The 15,672-nt window shown below is 57.2% G+C and carries 10 protein-coding genes; 3 read left to right on the plus strand and 7 right to left on the minus strand.

Annotated elements, in window-relative coordinates:
• Positions 1 to 11: 11 nt before the first annotated feature.
• Positions 12 to 4,892 (minus strand): RHS repeat domain-containing protein, encoded by a 4,881-nt coding sequence (locus NVB75_RS14465; RefSeq protein ID WP_258347786.1) that lies wholly within the window; start codon positions 4,890 to 4,892, stop codon positions 12 to 14.
• A 69-nt stretch (positions 4,893 to 4,961) separates the two neighbouring features.
• Positions 4,962 to 5,936, minus strand: coding sequence for a hypothetical protein (locus NVB75_RS14470; protein WP_258347787.1), 975 nt, complete (start codon positions 5,934 to 5,936; stop codon positions 4,962 to 4,964).
• Between the two features lie 286 nt (positions 5,937 to 6,222).
• Between NVB75_RS14470 and NVB75_RS14475 the strand changes: the two genes are divergently transcribed.
• Positions 6,223 to 7,359, plus strand: coding sequence for an FAD-binding oxidoreductase (locus NVB75_RS14475; protein WP_258347789.1), 1,137 nt, complete (start codon positions 6,223 to 6,225; stop codon positions 7,357 to 7,359).
• 135 nt (positions 7,360 to 7,494) lie between these two features.
• Here NVB75_RS14475 and moaE read toward each other — a convergent pair whose 3' ends face one another.
• The 5 genes from moaE to NVB75_RS14500 all read right to left on the minus strand — a co-directional run bounded on the left by moaE (position 7,495) and on the right by NVB75_RS14500 (position 11,681).
• On the minus strand, positions 7,495 to 7,944 hold the full coding sequence (gene moaE / locus NVB75_RS14480) for a molybdopterin synthase catalytic subunit MoaE (protein WP_087692831.1): 450 nt from the start codon (positions 7,942 to 7,944) through the stop codon (positions 7,495 to 7,497).
• A gap of 2 nt (positions 7,945 to 7,946) precedes the next feature.
• Positions 7,947 to 8,189 carry a molybdopterin converting factor subunit 1 gene (gene moaD, locus NVB75_RS14485; RefSeq protein WP_003216306.1) on the minus strand — a complete coding sequence of 81 codons (243 nt, stop codon included), beginning with the start codon at positions 8,187 to 8,189 and terminating at the stop codon, positions 7,947 to 7,949.
• Entirely contained in the window at positions 8,186 to 8,659 is a 474-nt protein-coding gene (gene moaC / locus NVB75_RS14490) for a cyclic pyranopterin monophosphate synthase MoaC (RefSeq protein ID WP_258347792.1), read from the minus strand. Before moaC ends, moaD begins: the two co-directional genes overlap by 4 nt.
• A gap of 152 nt (positions 8,660 to 8,811) precedes the next feature.
• Complete coding sequence (locus tag NVB75_RS14495) at positions 8,812 to 10,206, minus strand: PhoH family protein (protein ID WP_008435664.1); 1,395 nt, start codon at positions 10,204 to 10,206, stop codon at positions 8,812 to 8,814.
• Between the two features lie 350 nt (positions 10,207 to 10,556).
• Positions 10,557 to 11,681: a polysaccharide deacetylase family protein gene (locus NVB75_RS14500; RefSeq protein ID WP_258347794.1), complete on the minus strand. Its 1,125-nt coding sequence runs from the start codon at positions 11,679 to 11,681 to the stop codon at positions 10,557 to 10,559.
• A gap of 954 nt (positions 11,682 to 12,635) precedes the next feature.
• Here NVB75_RS14500 and yaaA point away from each other — a divergent pair.
• Together yaaA and NVB75_RS14510 are read left to right on the plus strand one after the other, a co-directional pair.
• A complete protein-coding gene (gene yaaA / locus NVB75_RS14505) occupies positions 12,636 to 13,415 on the plus strand; it encodes a peroxide stress protein YaaA (protein WP_258347795.1) in 780 nt (259 codons plus the stop codon).
• 868 nt (positions 13,416 to 14,283) lie between these two features.
• Complete coding sequence (locus NVB75_RS14510; protein ID WP_258347796.1) at positions 14,284 to 15,600, plus strand: nucleotide sugar dehydrogenase; 1,317 nt, start codon at positions 14,284 to 14,286, stop codon at positions 15,598 to 15,600.
• Positions 15,601 to 15,672 lie beyond the last annotated feature (72 nt).

Consider the following 15,672-nt stretch of genomic DNA (forward strand, 5'->3'; position numbering starts at 1 on the left):
CAACTGCCGGCCTACCCTCGATACAGCTCCCCCATGATGGGCTGACGGATACGCGACGCCTCGTCTCTGAAGGATTGGTAATAGCCGGAACTACTGGTTGGAGTGTCGATGAACCGGCTGATCGTGGCTTGCGATTGAGGCTGAGCGGAACCGCCTCCCCCGCCCGTCCCAGGAGAGGGTGCGGCTGACGACTTGCTTCTATTTTCGATCGATCTGCCAAGGTTGGTAAACCTCAACACTGCCCTTGTGCCCCCAAAAGCCTGGCTGAATGGGGTAACACCTGTTTTATCCGTGAACTTGTAGCTCAAGCCAAGCATGCGCTGACGCGCTGCGTATAACGCGCTGCCGATGCGGGTATCGGTTAATTTGCCGACGCCGGTAAACGTTGCGGTAGACCTATAGGCCATATGAGCCGAGGTATAAGCGCCAAACACACTCACTGCTGATGAAGCGATAGAGAAAACCAGCGACGCCACCCCCAACTGACTGATGACGTTCGAACGGTCCCAGCCCCTTGCCTTGTCGACCGCAGCGATCCCCAATGCTGACGTACCCAGCGTCCCGCTGACAATCCCAAGTCCCGCACCGGTGGTAATCGCTGTCTTAGACGCTATAGTCAGGCCGGCCGTAAAAGCCGCAGCCGCAGCTGCAGAGGTTGCGAAGGCTGTCGCCGTGGCCACCCCACCCGCCGCACCTACCATAGCCGCTGGCGATGCCGCCGCTCCCGCAGTTGCGACCGTCGCGGCTAATCCCAAGGCAACTGACTTCGCCGCATATGCTCCTACCGCTGCCGCAACACCGACAACCCCGAACCCAAACGTTACTACCGACAGCGCCAGTGCAGTTCCGGTCAACGCCCACTTCAACCACGAGGGCCACAACCCGCTAGGGTCGACGAGATTGATCGGGTTACCGGCACAGTAGGCATAGCTGTTGATTCCGCCCTCATCAAAAGGGCTTAGCGGATCAGGCTGCAGGAACACCATCAGGTCAGGATCGTAAGCACGCTGACCGTTGCCCAGGAAGTAGAGATTGACCGCCGCATCCAGGCGTTGGCCGTTGAACGCGGGCAGTTGCAGGTCGGCCATGCTGCGGACTTTCCCATCATCCAGAGGGAGCTTCGTATCGCCGAAAGGCGTGTAGTGGCGCCACAGGGGAGCCTGGCCCGGCGTCAATGTACCGCGCACGCTACCGCTGGCATCGTTCATATGCAGTTGCGGCCAATCCGCCCCTCCCGTGCGCATCACAACCTCATCCACGCCGTAGACATAGCGAATCTTCTTGTCGCCTTCAGCCAGCACATCGAGATGTTCACCGGCATACGCCAGCATCACCGGCGGCTCATTAGCCCGAGACGCGAGTACCTGCCGGGACTCGGCATCGTACTGATAGCTGTACTTGAGCGCATCGGCGTGCACTTCGGTCAGTTGCTCGAACCCGTTGAACGTATAGGCCTGGCCGCCTGGACTCGCCTGCAGGTTGCCGGCCGCATCATAAGCAAGGGTAATATCCTGCGCCGGCAAAGTGTGGGTCAAACGGGTCAACTGAGTAGGATCACTACCGGTGAAAAAACGCTCGCTGGTGTCCGCCGTACCGTCGGCAAACACGGTCACGACCGAAGTAATGTTATTGAGGCTGTCAAAGGTGAAGTCCTGCGCGACGATGCCACGGCCCAGATGATCCCGGGGGTGTTCAAGCCCCTCGCAGCGATAGGTCTTTAGCCGCAGGAAGGCATCATAGGTGTAGCGCTCGTTGATCAGCTCTCGTGAGCCCGCATCCTTGAGTACGCGGCTCGCCAGCATACTGTTGACGTGATAAGTGCTGGTCATCACATTCAGCAGCGCGCCGTTTTGCTCAAACCGGCGTTCGCTCTCACGCCCCAGTGAATCGTAGGACACCTTGGTGATGACCTCAGTGCTGTCAAAAGAGGTCGTGAGATTTTGCGGGCGGCCCAACGCGTCGTAGGTCTGTTCGACAACCATGGGGCCGCTGGTCATTTTTGAAAACCGTCCAAAGGCATCGTACTCGAACTCGCTGTACTGACCGTCGAATGAAGTCTGATTCAGCAGGAGCCCGCCGGGGGAAAAGCCGTACTGGGTGCTCAAGGAGGTGCCATTGGCAGTTTGAACTTCTTTCTCCGGATGGCCGTTGGCGTCCAGGAAAAACTCATGGATCAGGCCGTTACTCTCCGAACGCTTCAATGCTCCGGCAACCGGGTCATGCTGGTACGTGCTCAACGGCTGTCCCGTCATCTCAATCCGGGTCGGCACATCCAACTCTTTGTTGTAGGTCAGACTCTGACGCACCCCACGTGTAGAAACCATGGCGATAGGCTCTAGCCACCCTGCTTCGTACTCCCACGAAGTGACCTGCCCCGTCCCTCGCGCCTGGTTGCTCATTCGACCCAGGCTGTCGTAGCGACGCGTCCCCAGCAGCTTGTCGTCCACCGTGAAGCCACTGACCAACTCACCACTGGTCCCCGCAGCGTAGTCAGTTTTACGCAGCCGTTCCGGAGTGCCGTCAACCGGCTTTTGGAGAGTGGTCACCACCCGATCGAACGCGTCGTAAGTCAACTCGGTGGAGGTTTTATTAATATCCACTGCCGTCAGGCAGCGACCCAAGCTATCGTAGGTGCGGGACTCGATTTCAACTTTATTGTTGTTGCCATCCAGACGCTCGACCTTGATCGGCAAGTTTTGCGCATTGAAATAAGTCATCAGTCGCTCACCGCCGACAATACCCTCCTCAGTAAGATTAAGCAGCGGATCGTATTCATTGATCGTTACGCTGCCGTCGGGTCGGATGATTCGACTGACGTTGCCCCATCGGCTAAAGGCGTAGGTGCTTTTCGCCGAGATTATCGTGTTGCCCACATAGTCGAAATGGACCTCTTCCACCGTTTGCCCAAGCGCGTCATACCCCCAGGTTGCAGTGTTACGCTCCTGCTCCTGGTTCGAGCCAAGCAATTGAGCTTCGGCGACTTGTCGTCCGACACCATCAAAATAGGTGATTGCCTTGTTACCTTGTGCATCGGTAGTGATCAGATGGGCACGTTTGGTCGGCGTCGAAAAATGATAGGCATAACTGCGTACCGCTTGCTGTGGCGTGCCGGGGGAAACCGTTTCCGAGGTCAAGCGGCCACTGACATCGTACGCCAGGGCCAGTGTGCTGCCACCGTCTCGCGTCATCGACAGCAGGCGTCGATTGGCCAGCGAAAGGGTACGCACCGCTTCAAGCCATTGCCCCTCACCCCCGTTCAGGCGCCGGGTTTCGACCAGGGTGTCCCCCGAGACGGTATAACTGAAATCACTGACCAACTCCTGCCCGTCGACAGTGCTGGTGGAGGTTTTCAATCGGCCAGCCAATTCTACGGGCGTGTCGTAGTAGGTTTGCCTGATTTCAAATACGCCAGTCTGTTTGGTGGATTCCTGGAGTACGAAATAAGTGCTGCCCGTCTGTGGTAAGCGGATATGCGTATATTCCGTGAGCCGTGCCGCAGGCGCACTTCCCACAGGCACCAATCGCTCTTGCTTGACGTAGCGCTGGAACAAATTGTGCGGGTCGGCCGGGCACTTGCCGCTTTCGCCGACAATCGGGTAGTAGCTGTATTCAGTGCACACACCGGAAGCCTCGGTACGGCTGAGTTCGTTGCCATAGTCATCGGTTTGAATCACTTGCACTTCTTCGCGGAACGCCCCGCCGGCAACCAACTCGTAACGTTTGGTTATCTGCCGGGGAAGCTGTAAGTTGGCCGGTTGTTCCGAAAATGTCTTGCCAGCGATGATGTTATAGGTAAGGGAGCGGGTGACTCGCGTACCTTCTCGAAGCACCTCTTGCTTGGTAGCCAAGTGAAATTTGTTATAGGTATTGCGCGTGCTACTTAAAACGGGACCGCTGTTACCGGTACAGCTCTCTTCGGCCCAGTAATCGTAGTCCCCGAGAACCCGGTACAGATTGTCGACCCCCGCAGTAAAACCGCCGGTGTACGGATAACCAGTGAAATTCGCACCCGGACTATACTTATATGTCTTGACCATCTCTGGCTGATTCGCGGCTGGCGTTTGCTTCCAAACCGTCACTCGGGGTATGTGCTGCCCGTTTGCATACTGATGGCCAATCTCTTCATAAGTGATCAGGTCAGTTGCGCCCATGGGCGACGTCATCCGTTCGATTGCAGTCAAGCCATTACCAAATGGCGCACGATAATTAAACGTATAGGCCGGCGTTCCGGGTGTATGCTCCCGGTCATAGGGAATAGTGACACTGGTCAGGCGCTCATTGCTGTAACCAAACTTGGTGCGGGCATAACGACCGCCGTCAACCGCCGCGTCCGCCGTCTCAAGTTTACCGTTGCTGTAAGTCAGCACCAGCAAGTCTTTGTTATTAGTGTCCAACACCTTATTCAAGGCACCCAATGCGTTATATTGGAAACTCAGGCGCTCACCGCTTTCAAACTGGATGGCGATAATTTTGTATGGCCCCGAGCTGACGGGGCGGCCCAATACTTCAACCGTGCCATCCTTGTAGATAACGTGCAGCGTGGAAGCGGACTCACGTTTAACGACCATGTCCTTGAGCTTGGAATCGTTGATCACCAGCCAGTACCCCACCGGCGGAAGACTCTGGGCTTGATATTGCTCCCCCGTGAGCAACGTCAGCTTTGAAGTTGCCACGTCGAACTCGGTATTGCTCAAGCGCCATCCGGTGCCGTAGTGAATCGAACTAAGAGTGCTCATCATGGAAAACGAGAGCGCAATTTCACGACTGGTTTCCAACGGTGCAACCGGGGACAGACTGGCCAATTGAATCCGACAGCCAAATTGACCGGTGCGCATATCGACCGAGCCACTCAAATGCGAGCTGAAATTAAAAGCATTGGAGTAAACGTCCATAACCACACCTACTCTTGAGTGAGTTAATCAACAGGCAATTATCTATGCGCTACGGCCGATAGACCCGGTTCAATCCGAGATCGAAATCACATTACCGCCATCCACCCAACCCATATAATATACTTGCTCGCAGCCAAAATCGTCCAAAATACGCCATGCACTTTTTGCATCTGTAGAGGACATATTAATGAGTCCTGAGTATCGAATGGCCCGCATGGCAGTATTACGTAAATCGTAGGCGGCAACAGAACCTATCGAGTGTCCCCTCTGAATATCATATACAGTTAAAGATCGGGGCAGAGGATAACGTTTGCCCACTGTTCCACCCTTATAAGTCTTGGAAAGAGATCTCGCCTGCACATATGAAGTCTCAAATGAAAGCCCTTCATTCGGGACATCGACCACTCTATCAAACCCATCATTCCTTATAAAATTCACACCACCGGGAGGTGTATAATAGTAGACATCAATGTCAACACCACCATCCGTCAGCGCATTATCCTGAAAAATAGTTAATTCCCTGGAAAATATTTTAAAAGGGATAGTTGGTGTAACCTCAACGAAGGTATCAAAACTAATGTCATCTTTTTGCATATAGGTAGTGTAGACATCTCCACCTACAGTTATAGCCCCCTTCAGTCGCTTGGTTTGATTGCCCGCACTGGGCAAGACAGACAAAAATAGTGAGTATAATTTTGGCGCGTTGAAATCAGGAGAAGTTACCGCTTCTGGATCTTTTTCGTCTTCTTCGTTTGAGCCTCGCTGCCACAGGCCAAGCTTAAATACATTATTTCTATCATGAGTGCCACTCCAGCCGGCAGGGAGAGAAGTATCACTATTAAAATCAACAACTTTTAACGTCGCAACTTCGGCAGACGTCAACGGCTCAGGAATCCAGCGACCATCTGCACTATAAACGGACTTCTCAACCAGAATATCTACCTGACATTGATGCCTGCCATTACTATAAAGCGCATTGGTAGTCGTTTGGCCATTTGGAAATGATATTTTAAACTGGGTTATTTTAGCTTCACCTGCAATCATATCTGCCTCCCGACGCGCCTGCACAAAGCGCTCATAGCGCCAACCCGCAGCTCACCTTAATATCAAAAAATAATTTGCCTCACGGTCACCAGTTAACGCCTTATCAACATCGCTGCCTACTGTCATAGTTAACAGGTATGGGAAAATTCTCAGAATCTTTAGACGTAAAAACCATCTCCCAAACGATATAAACTACTATAAGAACCACACTCAGCGTTGCCTATAACATTGGAACTTCGAATCGGCTTATCGATCACTCAGCGCTTTCCAATTCAAGGAGGAACACATGAATCAGGCCGACTACCTCATCATCGGCGGTGGCATCGCCGGCGCATCCGCCGGCTACTGGCTGTCACACCATGCCCGCGTCATCGTGCTGGAACGCGAGTCGATGCCGGGTTACCACTCCACCGGCCGTTCCGCCGCCCTGTACATCGCCGCCTATGGCACGCCTCAGGTCCGCGCACTGACGCTGGGCAGCCGCGCCTTCTTCGATCAGCCGCCCGCAGGCTTTGCCGAGCACCCCTTGCTCACCCCACGGGGCGAATTGCTGGTGGACTTGATTGGCGACCCCGGTGAGTTGCAGCGCCACTACCTGAGTGCCAAAGCCCTTGTGCCAGAAACGCGACTGCTCGACGTCGAGGAGTCGATGGCCATGATGCCGATCCTGCGCCGGGAAAAAGTCCATGGCGGGATCTACGACCCGACCGTGTGTGACATCGATACCGATGCGCTCTATCAAGGTTACCTGCGCGGCATTCGGCGCAATGGCGGAGAAATCCACACCGACAGTGAGGTGCAGAAACTGACCCGTGACGCTCAAGGACTCTGGCAGGTGCGCACGGCCCAACAGCACTTCAGCGCCCCGGTGATCATCAACGCCGCCGGCGCCTGGGCCGACCACATCGGCGAGTTGGCCGGCGCTCAGAAAATCGGCCTGCAACCCAAACGTCGCAGCGCGTTCGTCTTCTCTCCACCCGCCGAGCTGAACATCCACGCATGGCCGGAGCTGGCGGCCCTCGACGGTTCGTTCTATATGAAACCCGACGCCGGCATGTTCCTCGGCTCACCGGCCAATGCCGACCCGGTGGAGCCCCACGATGTGCAACCGGAAGAGCTGGACATCGCCACGGGCATCTATCACATCGAGGAAGCCACCACCCTGAGCATCCGCCGGCCTGCGCGGACCTGGGCCGGGCTGCGCAGTTTCGTCAGCGATGGCGATCTGGTCTGCGGGTTCGATCCACAGGTGGAGGGATTGTTCTGGATTGCGGCTCAGGGCGGCTACGGGATCCAGACGTCTCCGGCGATGGGCCAGGCCAGTGCGGCGCTGGTGCGCGGGAAGCCTTTGCCGGATGCATTGGCGGCGTTCGGGTTAACCGAAGCGATGCTGTCGCCCCACCGGCTGCAAGCCTCGACCTGACCCCCGTGGCGAGGGGCTTGCTGTGGCGAGGGAGCTTGCTCCCGCTGGAGTGCGCAGCGCTCCCAAGACTTTGGGGCCGCTTCGCAGCCCAGCGGGAGCAAGCTCCCTCGCCACAGCAAGCTCCCTCGCCACACGTTATTTCCAGCGGTCAGCGGCTGCATGATCGCTGTCGCGCCCTTCCACCCAGCGCGGCCCTTCGCTGGTGTTTTCCTTCTTCCAGAACGGCGCGCGCGTCTTCAGGTAGTCCATCACAAAGGCGCAGGCATCGAAGGCGGCCTGACGATGGGCACTGGCCGCCGCCACGAACACGATCGGTTCACCCGGCTCCAGGGCGCCGATGCGATGCAACACTTCCAGCTTGAGCAGCGGCCAGCGTTGCTCGGCCTCCACGGCGATTTTGCCGAGGGCCTTTTCAGTCATGCCCGGGTAGTGTTCGAGGAACATCCCCGCCACATCCAGGCCATCATTGAAGTCGCGCACATAGCCGACAAAACTCACCACCGCGCCTACGCCCACATTGGCCGCATGCATCGCATTGACCTCGGCACCGGGATCAAACGCCTCGGCCTGCACCCGAATCGCCATGGTCAGCCTCCGGTCACGGGCGGGAAGAATGCCACTTCGTCGCCAGCCTGCAGCGGCTCTTCAAGGTCGCACAATTCCTGGTTACGAGCGCACATCAGACTGGCCTCATTGAGCACTGCGAATTCCGGGTCACCGGCCAATGCCTGGCGTACAGCGTCGACCGTCGCGAAGTCGCCTTCCATCTCCAGGGAGTCCAGGCCAATCGCTTCGCTGTAGCGCGCAAAAAACAGTACATTGATGCTCATGCCTGGTCCGCCTTGAAATGCCCGCTCTTGCCGCCGAGTTTTTCCAGCAGCCGAATGTTCTCGATGGTCATGCCACGGTCCACGGCCTTGCACATGTCGTAGATCGTCAGGGCGGCAACACTGGCCGCGGTCAGCGCTTCCATCTCCACGCCCGTCTGGCCGGAGAGTTTGCAGCGCGCGATGATGTGCACCGCGTCCAGGCCATCGGCGCTGAGTTCAACCTTGACCCCGGTGAGCATCAGCGGGTGGCACAGGGGAATCAGGTCGCTGGTTTTTTTCGCGGCCTGGATCCCGGCGATACGGGCCACGGCAAACACGTCGCCCTTGGGGTGGGCGCCGTCGACAATCATTTTCAGGGTCTCGGGCAACATGCGCACCCGCGCTTCGGCCACGGCTTCACGGAACGTCACGGCTTTTTCAGTGACGTCGACCATGTGGGCGCGACCTTGGGAATCGAGATGAGTCAGCACAGGGATACTCCTGATCAGGAGCCCCGATTGTAAACCCAACACCGACCAAATGTGGGAGCGGGCTTGCTCGCGAAGGCGGTGTGTCAGCCAATAAATGCATCGACTGAACCACCGCTTTCGCGAGCAAGCCCGCTCCCACATGGGTTGATGGGTTACAGGTGAGATTCGGCGTATTCGGCCAGAATCGAACGAGGGACACCTTGCAAGGCGATGTGCACGCCGTTCGGGAAGTCCTTGAAGCGTTCCGTCAGGTAAGTCAGCCCGGAGCTGGTCGCGGACAGGTAAGGGGTGTCGATCTGTGCCAGGTTGCCCAGGCACACCACTTTGGAACCGGCGCCGGCACGGGTGATGATGGTTTTCATCTGGTGCGGCGTCAGGTTCTGGCATTCATCGATCAAAATCAGGCTCTGCTGGAAGCTGCGACCTCGAATGTAGTTGAGGGATTTGAACTGCAACGGCACTTTGCTGAGGATGTAGTCGACGCTGCCATGGGTGTTTTCGTCATCCATGTGCAAGGCTTCGAGGTTGTCGGTGATCGCCCCCAGCCACGGCTCCATTTTTTCCGCTTCGGTGCCGGGCAGGAAACCGATTTCCTGGTCCAGGCCCTGCACGCTGCGGGTGGCGATGATGCGGCGATAGCGCTTGGTAACCATGGTCTGTTCGATGGCGGCCGCCAGGGCGAGGATGGTTTTCCCCGAACCTGCGGCGCCGGTCAGGTTGACCAGGTGGATGTCCGGATCAAGCAAGGCATACAGCGCCAGGCTCTGGTAGATATCACGCGGTTTCAGGCCCCAGGCTTCCTGGTGCAACAGGGGTTCCTGATGCAGGTCGAGGATCAGCAGCTTGTCGACCTGGATCTCTTTGATCCAGCCCACAAAACCCTGTTCGTCGATGATGAATTCGTTGATGTGCACAGCCGGCAGGTTGTCGATCAGCTGTACCTGGTGCCAGGTGCGGCCATGGTCCTGACGGGTTTCGACCTTGCTGACGCGATCCCAGAACGAGCCGGTCATGGTGTGATAACCACGAGACAGCATCGACACGTCGTCGACCAGTTGGTCGGTACTGTAGTCCTCGGCAGCGATCCCACACGCTCGTGCCTTGAGGCGCATATTGATGTCTTTGGTCACCAGCACCAGGCGCAGGTCCTTGTCGCGTGCGTGCAGGTCGATCAATTGGTTGATGATTTTGTTGTCGTTCAGATTTTCCGGCAGCAGGCTGTTGGGCTCGCTGCGCTTGTTCATCAGAATCGACAGCAAGCCCTTGGGCCCGCCTTTGCCACGCTGGATCGGTACGCCCACCTCGACATCGTCGGGGGAGGCTTCGCCGAGGGTCTTGTCGATCAGGCGGATGGCCTGGCGGCATTCGGCGGCAACGCTGTGGTGCCCGCTTTTGAGTTTGTCGAGCTCCTCAAGCACGATCATCGGGATGGCGACGTGGTGTTCTTCGAAGTTGAGCAGTGCGTTTGGATCGTGAATCAGTACATTGGTATCAAGCACATAAAGGATTGGCTGGTCGGAAGAAGGGTTACGTCCATGATCATCCATACTCGGTCACCTTTGTGGGAGCCAGTCGACGCAATACCACGACAGTGCTGCGCCTCGATTCGACCGTCGAACGCACTTGAGGGGCGTCAAGTGCGGTGCACACAAGAGGTGTCTTGGAAGACGCCACCTGTGTTGCAGGTTTCGGCTGTCTGTCTTCGTAATACCGCAAAACACATGACAGGAAAAAGCACTTTGACGCTTTTTTGAAGTTTATTTTTCAGGATGACGAATAGCACTAGGCGAGCCGGCATTGCACCGTTAAAGTCGGAAGTCCGCCTGTATCGAAATATCTCCCAAATTCCCCCCTGAAAAACCTCATCCCCAACAGGGCCGGGCTTGTCGTGCTTTTTTCAGCGAAACGCTTCGCGGCAATCCTGCCAGCCGAGTCCACTTTCTGCCGTAGCGTGTAAAAGCCAAGGTAATGCGATGCGCGCCTTGTCCTGGGTGTCGTGGAATACGATCACCCCGCGCCGCCACAACAGCATCAGTGTGAGCACGCGGTTGGCCGACTCATCAGCCTTGAGCTTGCCGGGTTCGTCTTCCGAGTCGATGTCCCACAACGCCACTTGCAGCCCTTGTGCCTGGAAGAAGCCTTGGCTATCGGAGCGGCGCTGGCCGTAGGGTGGGCGGAACAGTGGCAGGTAGTTTTCCGGCATCAGGTTTTGGGCCAGGGAAGCGCTGCGGGTGATGGACGACTGCCAGTCGACCCAGTGGCTATGGGAGCGGTATTGCCAGCCCTGGGTGCCGACGCACTGGCCTTGGTACAGCGCCTGCACATCGGTGGCCGAACTTTTCTCGACGCGGGTTTGCAGGCTGTTGCCGAGCACGAAGAAGAGGCCGTGCATTTTCTGTTTGCGCAGGTAGTCGGTGAGCCAGTCGGTGTTGCCGCTGACGGGGGACGGGCCGCTGTCAAAGGTCAGCAGGAACATCCGGTCGTTGAGTTCGTCGCCGTTGCGTTCGTGATCGCCGAAGCGCGCGATTTCGCTGCTGATCTGGGGGAACAGGGCGGCCTTGCGCAACTGTTCATCCAGGTAGCGCTCGTGGAATGCGCGGCTGGGGCCGGCCCAGCCTATATAGAAGGAGTCGTCGCTCACTTCGAATTTGGCGGCTTGTTCGCGCAGGTCGTCCATGTTTTCCACCAGGTAGCAGAAGGAGGCGTCCTGTTCACAGCTTTGTTGGGCGAAGGTGTAGTTTTCCAACAGGCGTTGCCACAGGTGGCGGCGCAGGTCGTCGATGGCGGCCAGGTTGATGATCTTCAGGCCCAGGCGCTGCTTGAGGGCGGGCTCGTCGAGGGCTTCGCTGGCCAGCAGGGTGTGGGCGGACATCAGGATTTCTGCGCGTGACGCGACGTCGAACAGGGCGGGGTTGCTGAGGCGTTCGGGCCAGGTGCCGCGGTCCAGGGTCGCGACGTCCACAGGGGCGGCTTGGGCGCCCAGGCAGATGAGCCAGGCTGACAGTAAAAGCGCAATTCGCACGAAGGGTCTCCCTTTCCAGAGTCGTCGGGCACTATAGCCGATCACATTGGATTGGTTGGTGTGCATATCCGTTGCTGCGGTAACGGCTGCTGACGGTTCCGCTCTTACAGCGGCTCACTTTTGAACAGCGCAAAAGTAAGCAAAACGCTCTTGCCCCACCACTCGGCACCTCGCCTAGGCTCTGTGTGCCCTCACTCCGGCTTTGGACCGTGGGCCGCCGTCATGGGCCATCCCTGGCCCAGGACGGCTAACCTGGCGTCCTGCCAGGTTACCCACGCTCCAAAGCCTGCGTTCGGCCAGCGTGGTTTAACGGGGCGCCTAAGATCAAAAGCAAGAGCAAGAGCACAGCGGCCTCCCGGCCGGCTTGAGTGTTGAAGAGCAAAATCAAAAGCTAAAGCGGGCACGGTCAAAAATGTGGGAGCGGGCTTGCTCGCGAAGGTCGTTAACGATGACGTGGGTATCCTGATTCAACGCGGCGGTCTCAAGTTTTTCGCGAGCAAGCCCGCTCCCACAGAAAAGCAGATCTGTTTTCGCTCTGGCTTTTGATCTGGCTTTTAACACTCAAGCCGGCCGGTAGGCCGCTGTGCTTTTGCTGTTGATCTTGATCTGACTGCCCCATTCAGCCCGAGGCCGAACGCAGGCAGTGCGGAGCGGGTAAACCGGCAGGACGCCGGTTTAGCCGCGCCGGGCCATGGATGGCCCGGCGCGGCGGCCCGCGGAGCAGTGCCGGAGTGAGGGAACACCGAGCCTAAGCGAGGTGCCGACAGGCGGGGCAGAGCCCTTTGCTTACTTTGGGGCTTTTCCAAAGTGAGCCGCTGTAAGAGCGGAACCATAAGTGGCCGTTACCAAAGAAACGGATATGTACACAAAACCCAAAGACACCTATCACCATCATAGGTGGAGTCAAACCGCCCTACCCCCTAGAATCCCCCCACGATTAAAGGAGACGACTTCATGCTGACGGTGATTTCCCCCGCCAAAACCCTCGATTTCGAGTCAAAACCGGTCACCCCGCGCTTCACCCAACCGCAATACCTCGACCACTCCCAGGAGCTGATCGAACAACTGCGCGAACTGAGCCCGGCGCAAATCAGCGAATTGATGCACGTCTCCGACAAAATCGGCGGCCTCAACGCCGCACGCTTCGGCAGCTGGACCCCAGCCTTCACCCCCGCCAACGCCAAGCAAGCCCTGCTGGCCTTCAAGGGCGATGTCTACACCGGCCTCAACGCCGAAACCTTCAAGGACGCCGACTTCACCTACGCCCAGGATCACCTGCGCATGCTCTCCGGCCTGTACGGCCTGCTGCGCCCACTGGACCTGATGATGCCGTACCGCCTCGAGATGGGCACCAAACTGCCCAACGCCCGTGGCAAGGACCTCTACGCGTTCTGGGGCACACGCATCAGCGAGTGGCTCAACGAAGCCCTGGCCGAACAAGGCGATGACGTGCTGCTCAACCTGGCCTCCAACGAGTACTTTTCAGCAGTCAAACGCCCGGCACTGAACGCGCGGATCATCAACACCGAGTTCAAGGACCTGAAAAACGGCCAGTACAAGATCATCAGCTTCTACGCGAAAAAGGCCCGGGGCATGATGAGCCGGTTTGTGATTGAAGAACGCATCAACGACCCGGCCAGGCTCAAGGAGTTTGACGTGCAGGGTTATCGCTTCAATGCGGAGCAGTCAAAGGCGGATAACCTGGTGTTCCTGCGCGATCACGCCCCGGAATAACCTGACAACGAAGATCCAAATGTGGGAGCGGGCTTGCTCGCGAAAGCGGTGGTTCAGTCGATGCCTTTGTTGCCTGACACGCCGCTTTCGCGAGCAAGCCCGCTCCCACATTTTGTTTGCATTCCAACCCCGAACTCGTCATTTATTTGGCGTCAAAAATAATTCTTCAGACTCCCTAACATTTATTTCACTCGACATTCGTCAATTTTTTTCGTAGTGGCACGGCTTTTTTCAAAGCGTAGTGGCACAAAACTATTTACCCCTCGCAACTCCCCGCAACTACTGGCCTAAATAGCAAGTGCTATCACAATACTACTAGTGCCATCTTTTCTAATATTTCAAGAAATTTCCGGAAACAGGATGAGTGGACAGGAACTATGTCCTAAAGCACCGCTCATACCACCGGTAACGATTATCTCTGAAGATGTAAGAGATGACTTACGTGGCGACCAAGGGAAGTAGCAAAGTTGTCATACAGCTTTGACTCAATGGTCAATTCATCAACTGATTAGTTGAAGGCGGACGAAAAGGTTTCACTACTTTCTCCGACAAGGCCAAGGCTGAGCTCACCTGTATGGGTCAGTGAAACAACCCAAGCCGTTGATACATAAGGGCTCGAAGCCCCTGTCAACGCCTTGCGGCACTGGCGCCAGGCCCTTCCCCAGGAAGGCTGGCTGCATTTCAGGGCAAGCCCCAACAATAAGGCCAAGTTGCGCACAACTTGAGTGCATTAGTTAGTCACTCGACTTTTAGTATGCCTGCACTGGATATATCGACGTTTACTCGTCGCACTTTCCAGTGCCTGAGTGACACTTCAAAACATGAACTCCGGCCATCTAGTGGCACGATTAACAATGAGGTAAATGCGATGCGCATCAGCATATTTGGTTTGGGTTACGTCGGCGCGGTATGTGCCGGTTGCCTGTCTGCACGGGGCCATGAGGTCATTGGCGTAGACATCTCCAAGGAAAAGATCGACCTGATCAACGCGGGTAAATCTCCCATCGTTGAACCGGGTCTGGGCGAACTGTTGAGCCAAGGCATTCAAACCGGCCGACTGCGCGGCACTACCAATTTCGCCGACGCTATCCGTGATACCGACCTGTCGATGATTTGCGTCGGCACGCCGAGCAAAAAAAACGGCGACCTGGAACTCAACTACATCGAATCGGTATGCCGCGAGATCGGGTTTGTCCTGCGTGACAAGACCACCCGCCACACCATCGTGGTCCGCAGCACTGTGCTGCCAGGCACCGTGGCGAACGTGGTGATCCCGATTCTCGAAGACTGCTCCGGCAAGAAAGCCGGCGTCGACTTCGGCGTCGCGGTCAACCCTGAGTTCCTGCGTGAAAGCACTGCCATCGCCGACTACGATCTGCCGCCAATGACCGTCATCGGCGAATTCGACACCGCTTCCGGCGATGTCCTGCAGTCGCTGTACGAAGAACTCGACGCGCCGATCATCCGCAAGGACATCGCCGTCGCCGAGATGATCAAGTACACCTGCAACGTCTGGCATGCGACCAAAGTGACCTTCGCCAACGAGATCGGCAACATCGCCAAGGCGGTAGGTGTCGACGGTCGCGAAGTGATGGAAGTGGTCTGCCAGGACAAGACCCTCAACCTGTCCCAGTACTACATGCGCCCGGGCTTTGCCTTCGGCGGCTCCTGCCTGCCCAAGGACGTGCGCGCCCTGACGTACCGCGCCGGCTCCCTCGACGTGGATGCGCCGCTGCTCAACTCGCTGATGCGCAGCAACGAGTCCCAGGTGCAAAACGCCTTCGACATCGTCTCCAGCCATGACAAACGCAAAGTCGCCCTGCTGGGCCTGAGCTTCAAGGCCGGCACCGATGACCTGCGCGAAAGCCCGTTGGTGGAACTGGCAGAGATGCTGATCGGCAAGGGTTTCGACCTGAGCATCTACGACAGCAACGTCGAATACGCTCGCGTACACGGCGCCAACAAGGACTACATCGAAGGCAAGATCCCTCACGTGTCGTCCCTGCTCAACTCGGACTTCGACGAAGTGATCAACAACTCCGACGTGATCATCCTGGGCAACCGCGATGAGAAGTTCCGTGCCCTGGCGCATAACGCACCCCACGGCAAGCAAGTGGTCGACCTGGTGGGCTTCATGTCCAAGGCCACCAGCGTGAGCGGTCGTACCGAAGGCATTTGCTGGTAACAGCAACGGCAAGCTTCAAGCGGCAAGCGTCCTGATCCCCGGCGCTTGTCGCTTGAAGCCTCCTTCACTTGC

It is taken from the genome of Pseudomonas sp. CBS (assembly GCF_024734645.1).
In the GTDB taxonomy this organism is placed as follows: Bacteria; Pseudomonadota; Gammaproteobacteria; order Pseudomonadales; family Pseudomonadaceae; genus Aquipseudomonas.

Bases quoted from the DNA above. Each gene is read 5' to 3' on its own strand.
- NVB75_RS14470 (WP_258347787.1), bottom strand. From the start codon at position 5,936: ATGATTGCAGGTGAAGCTAAAATAACCCAGTTTAAAATATCATTTCCA.
- NVB75_RS14465 (WP_258347786.1), bottom strand. From the start codon at position 4,892: ATGGACGTTTACTCCAATGCTTTTAATTTCAGCTCGCATTTGAGTGGC.
- NVB75_RS14495 (WP_008435664.1), bottom strand. From the start codon at position 10,206: ATGGATGATCATGGACGTAACCCTTCTTCCGACCAGCCAATCCTTTAT.
- moaD (WP_003216306.1), bottom strand. From the start codon at position 8,189: ATGAGCATCAATGTACTGTTTTTTGCGCGCTACAGCGAAGCGATTGGC.
- NVB75_RS14510 (WP_258347796.1), top strand. From the start codon at position 14,284: ATGCGCATCAGCATATTTGGTTTGGGTTACGTCGGCGCGGTATGTGCC.
- NVB75_RS14475 (WP_258347789.1), top strand. From the start codon at position 6,223: ATGAATCAGGCCGACTACCTCATCATCGGCGGTGGCATCGCCGGCGCA.
- yaaA (WP_258347795.1), top strand. From the start codon at position 12,636: ATGCTGACGGTGATTTCCCCCGCCAAAACCCTCGATTTCGAGTCAAAA.
- moaE (WP_087692831.1), bottom strand. From the start codon at position 7,944: ATGGCGATTCGGGTGCAGGCCGAGGCGTTTGATCCCGGTGCCGAGGTC.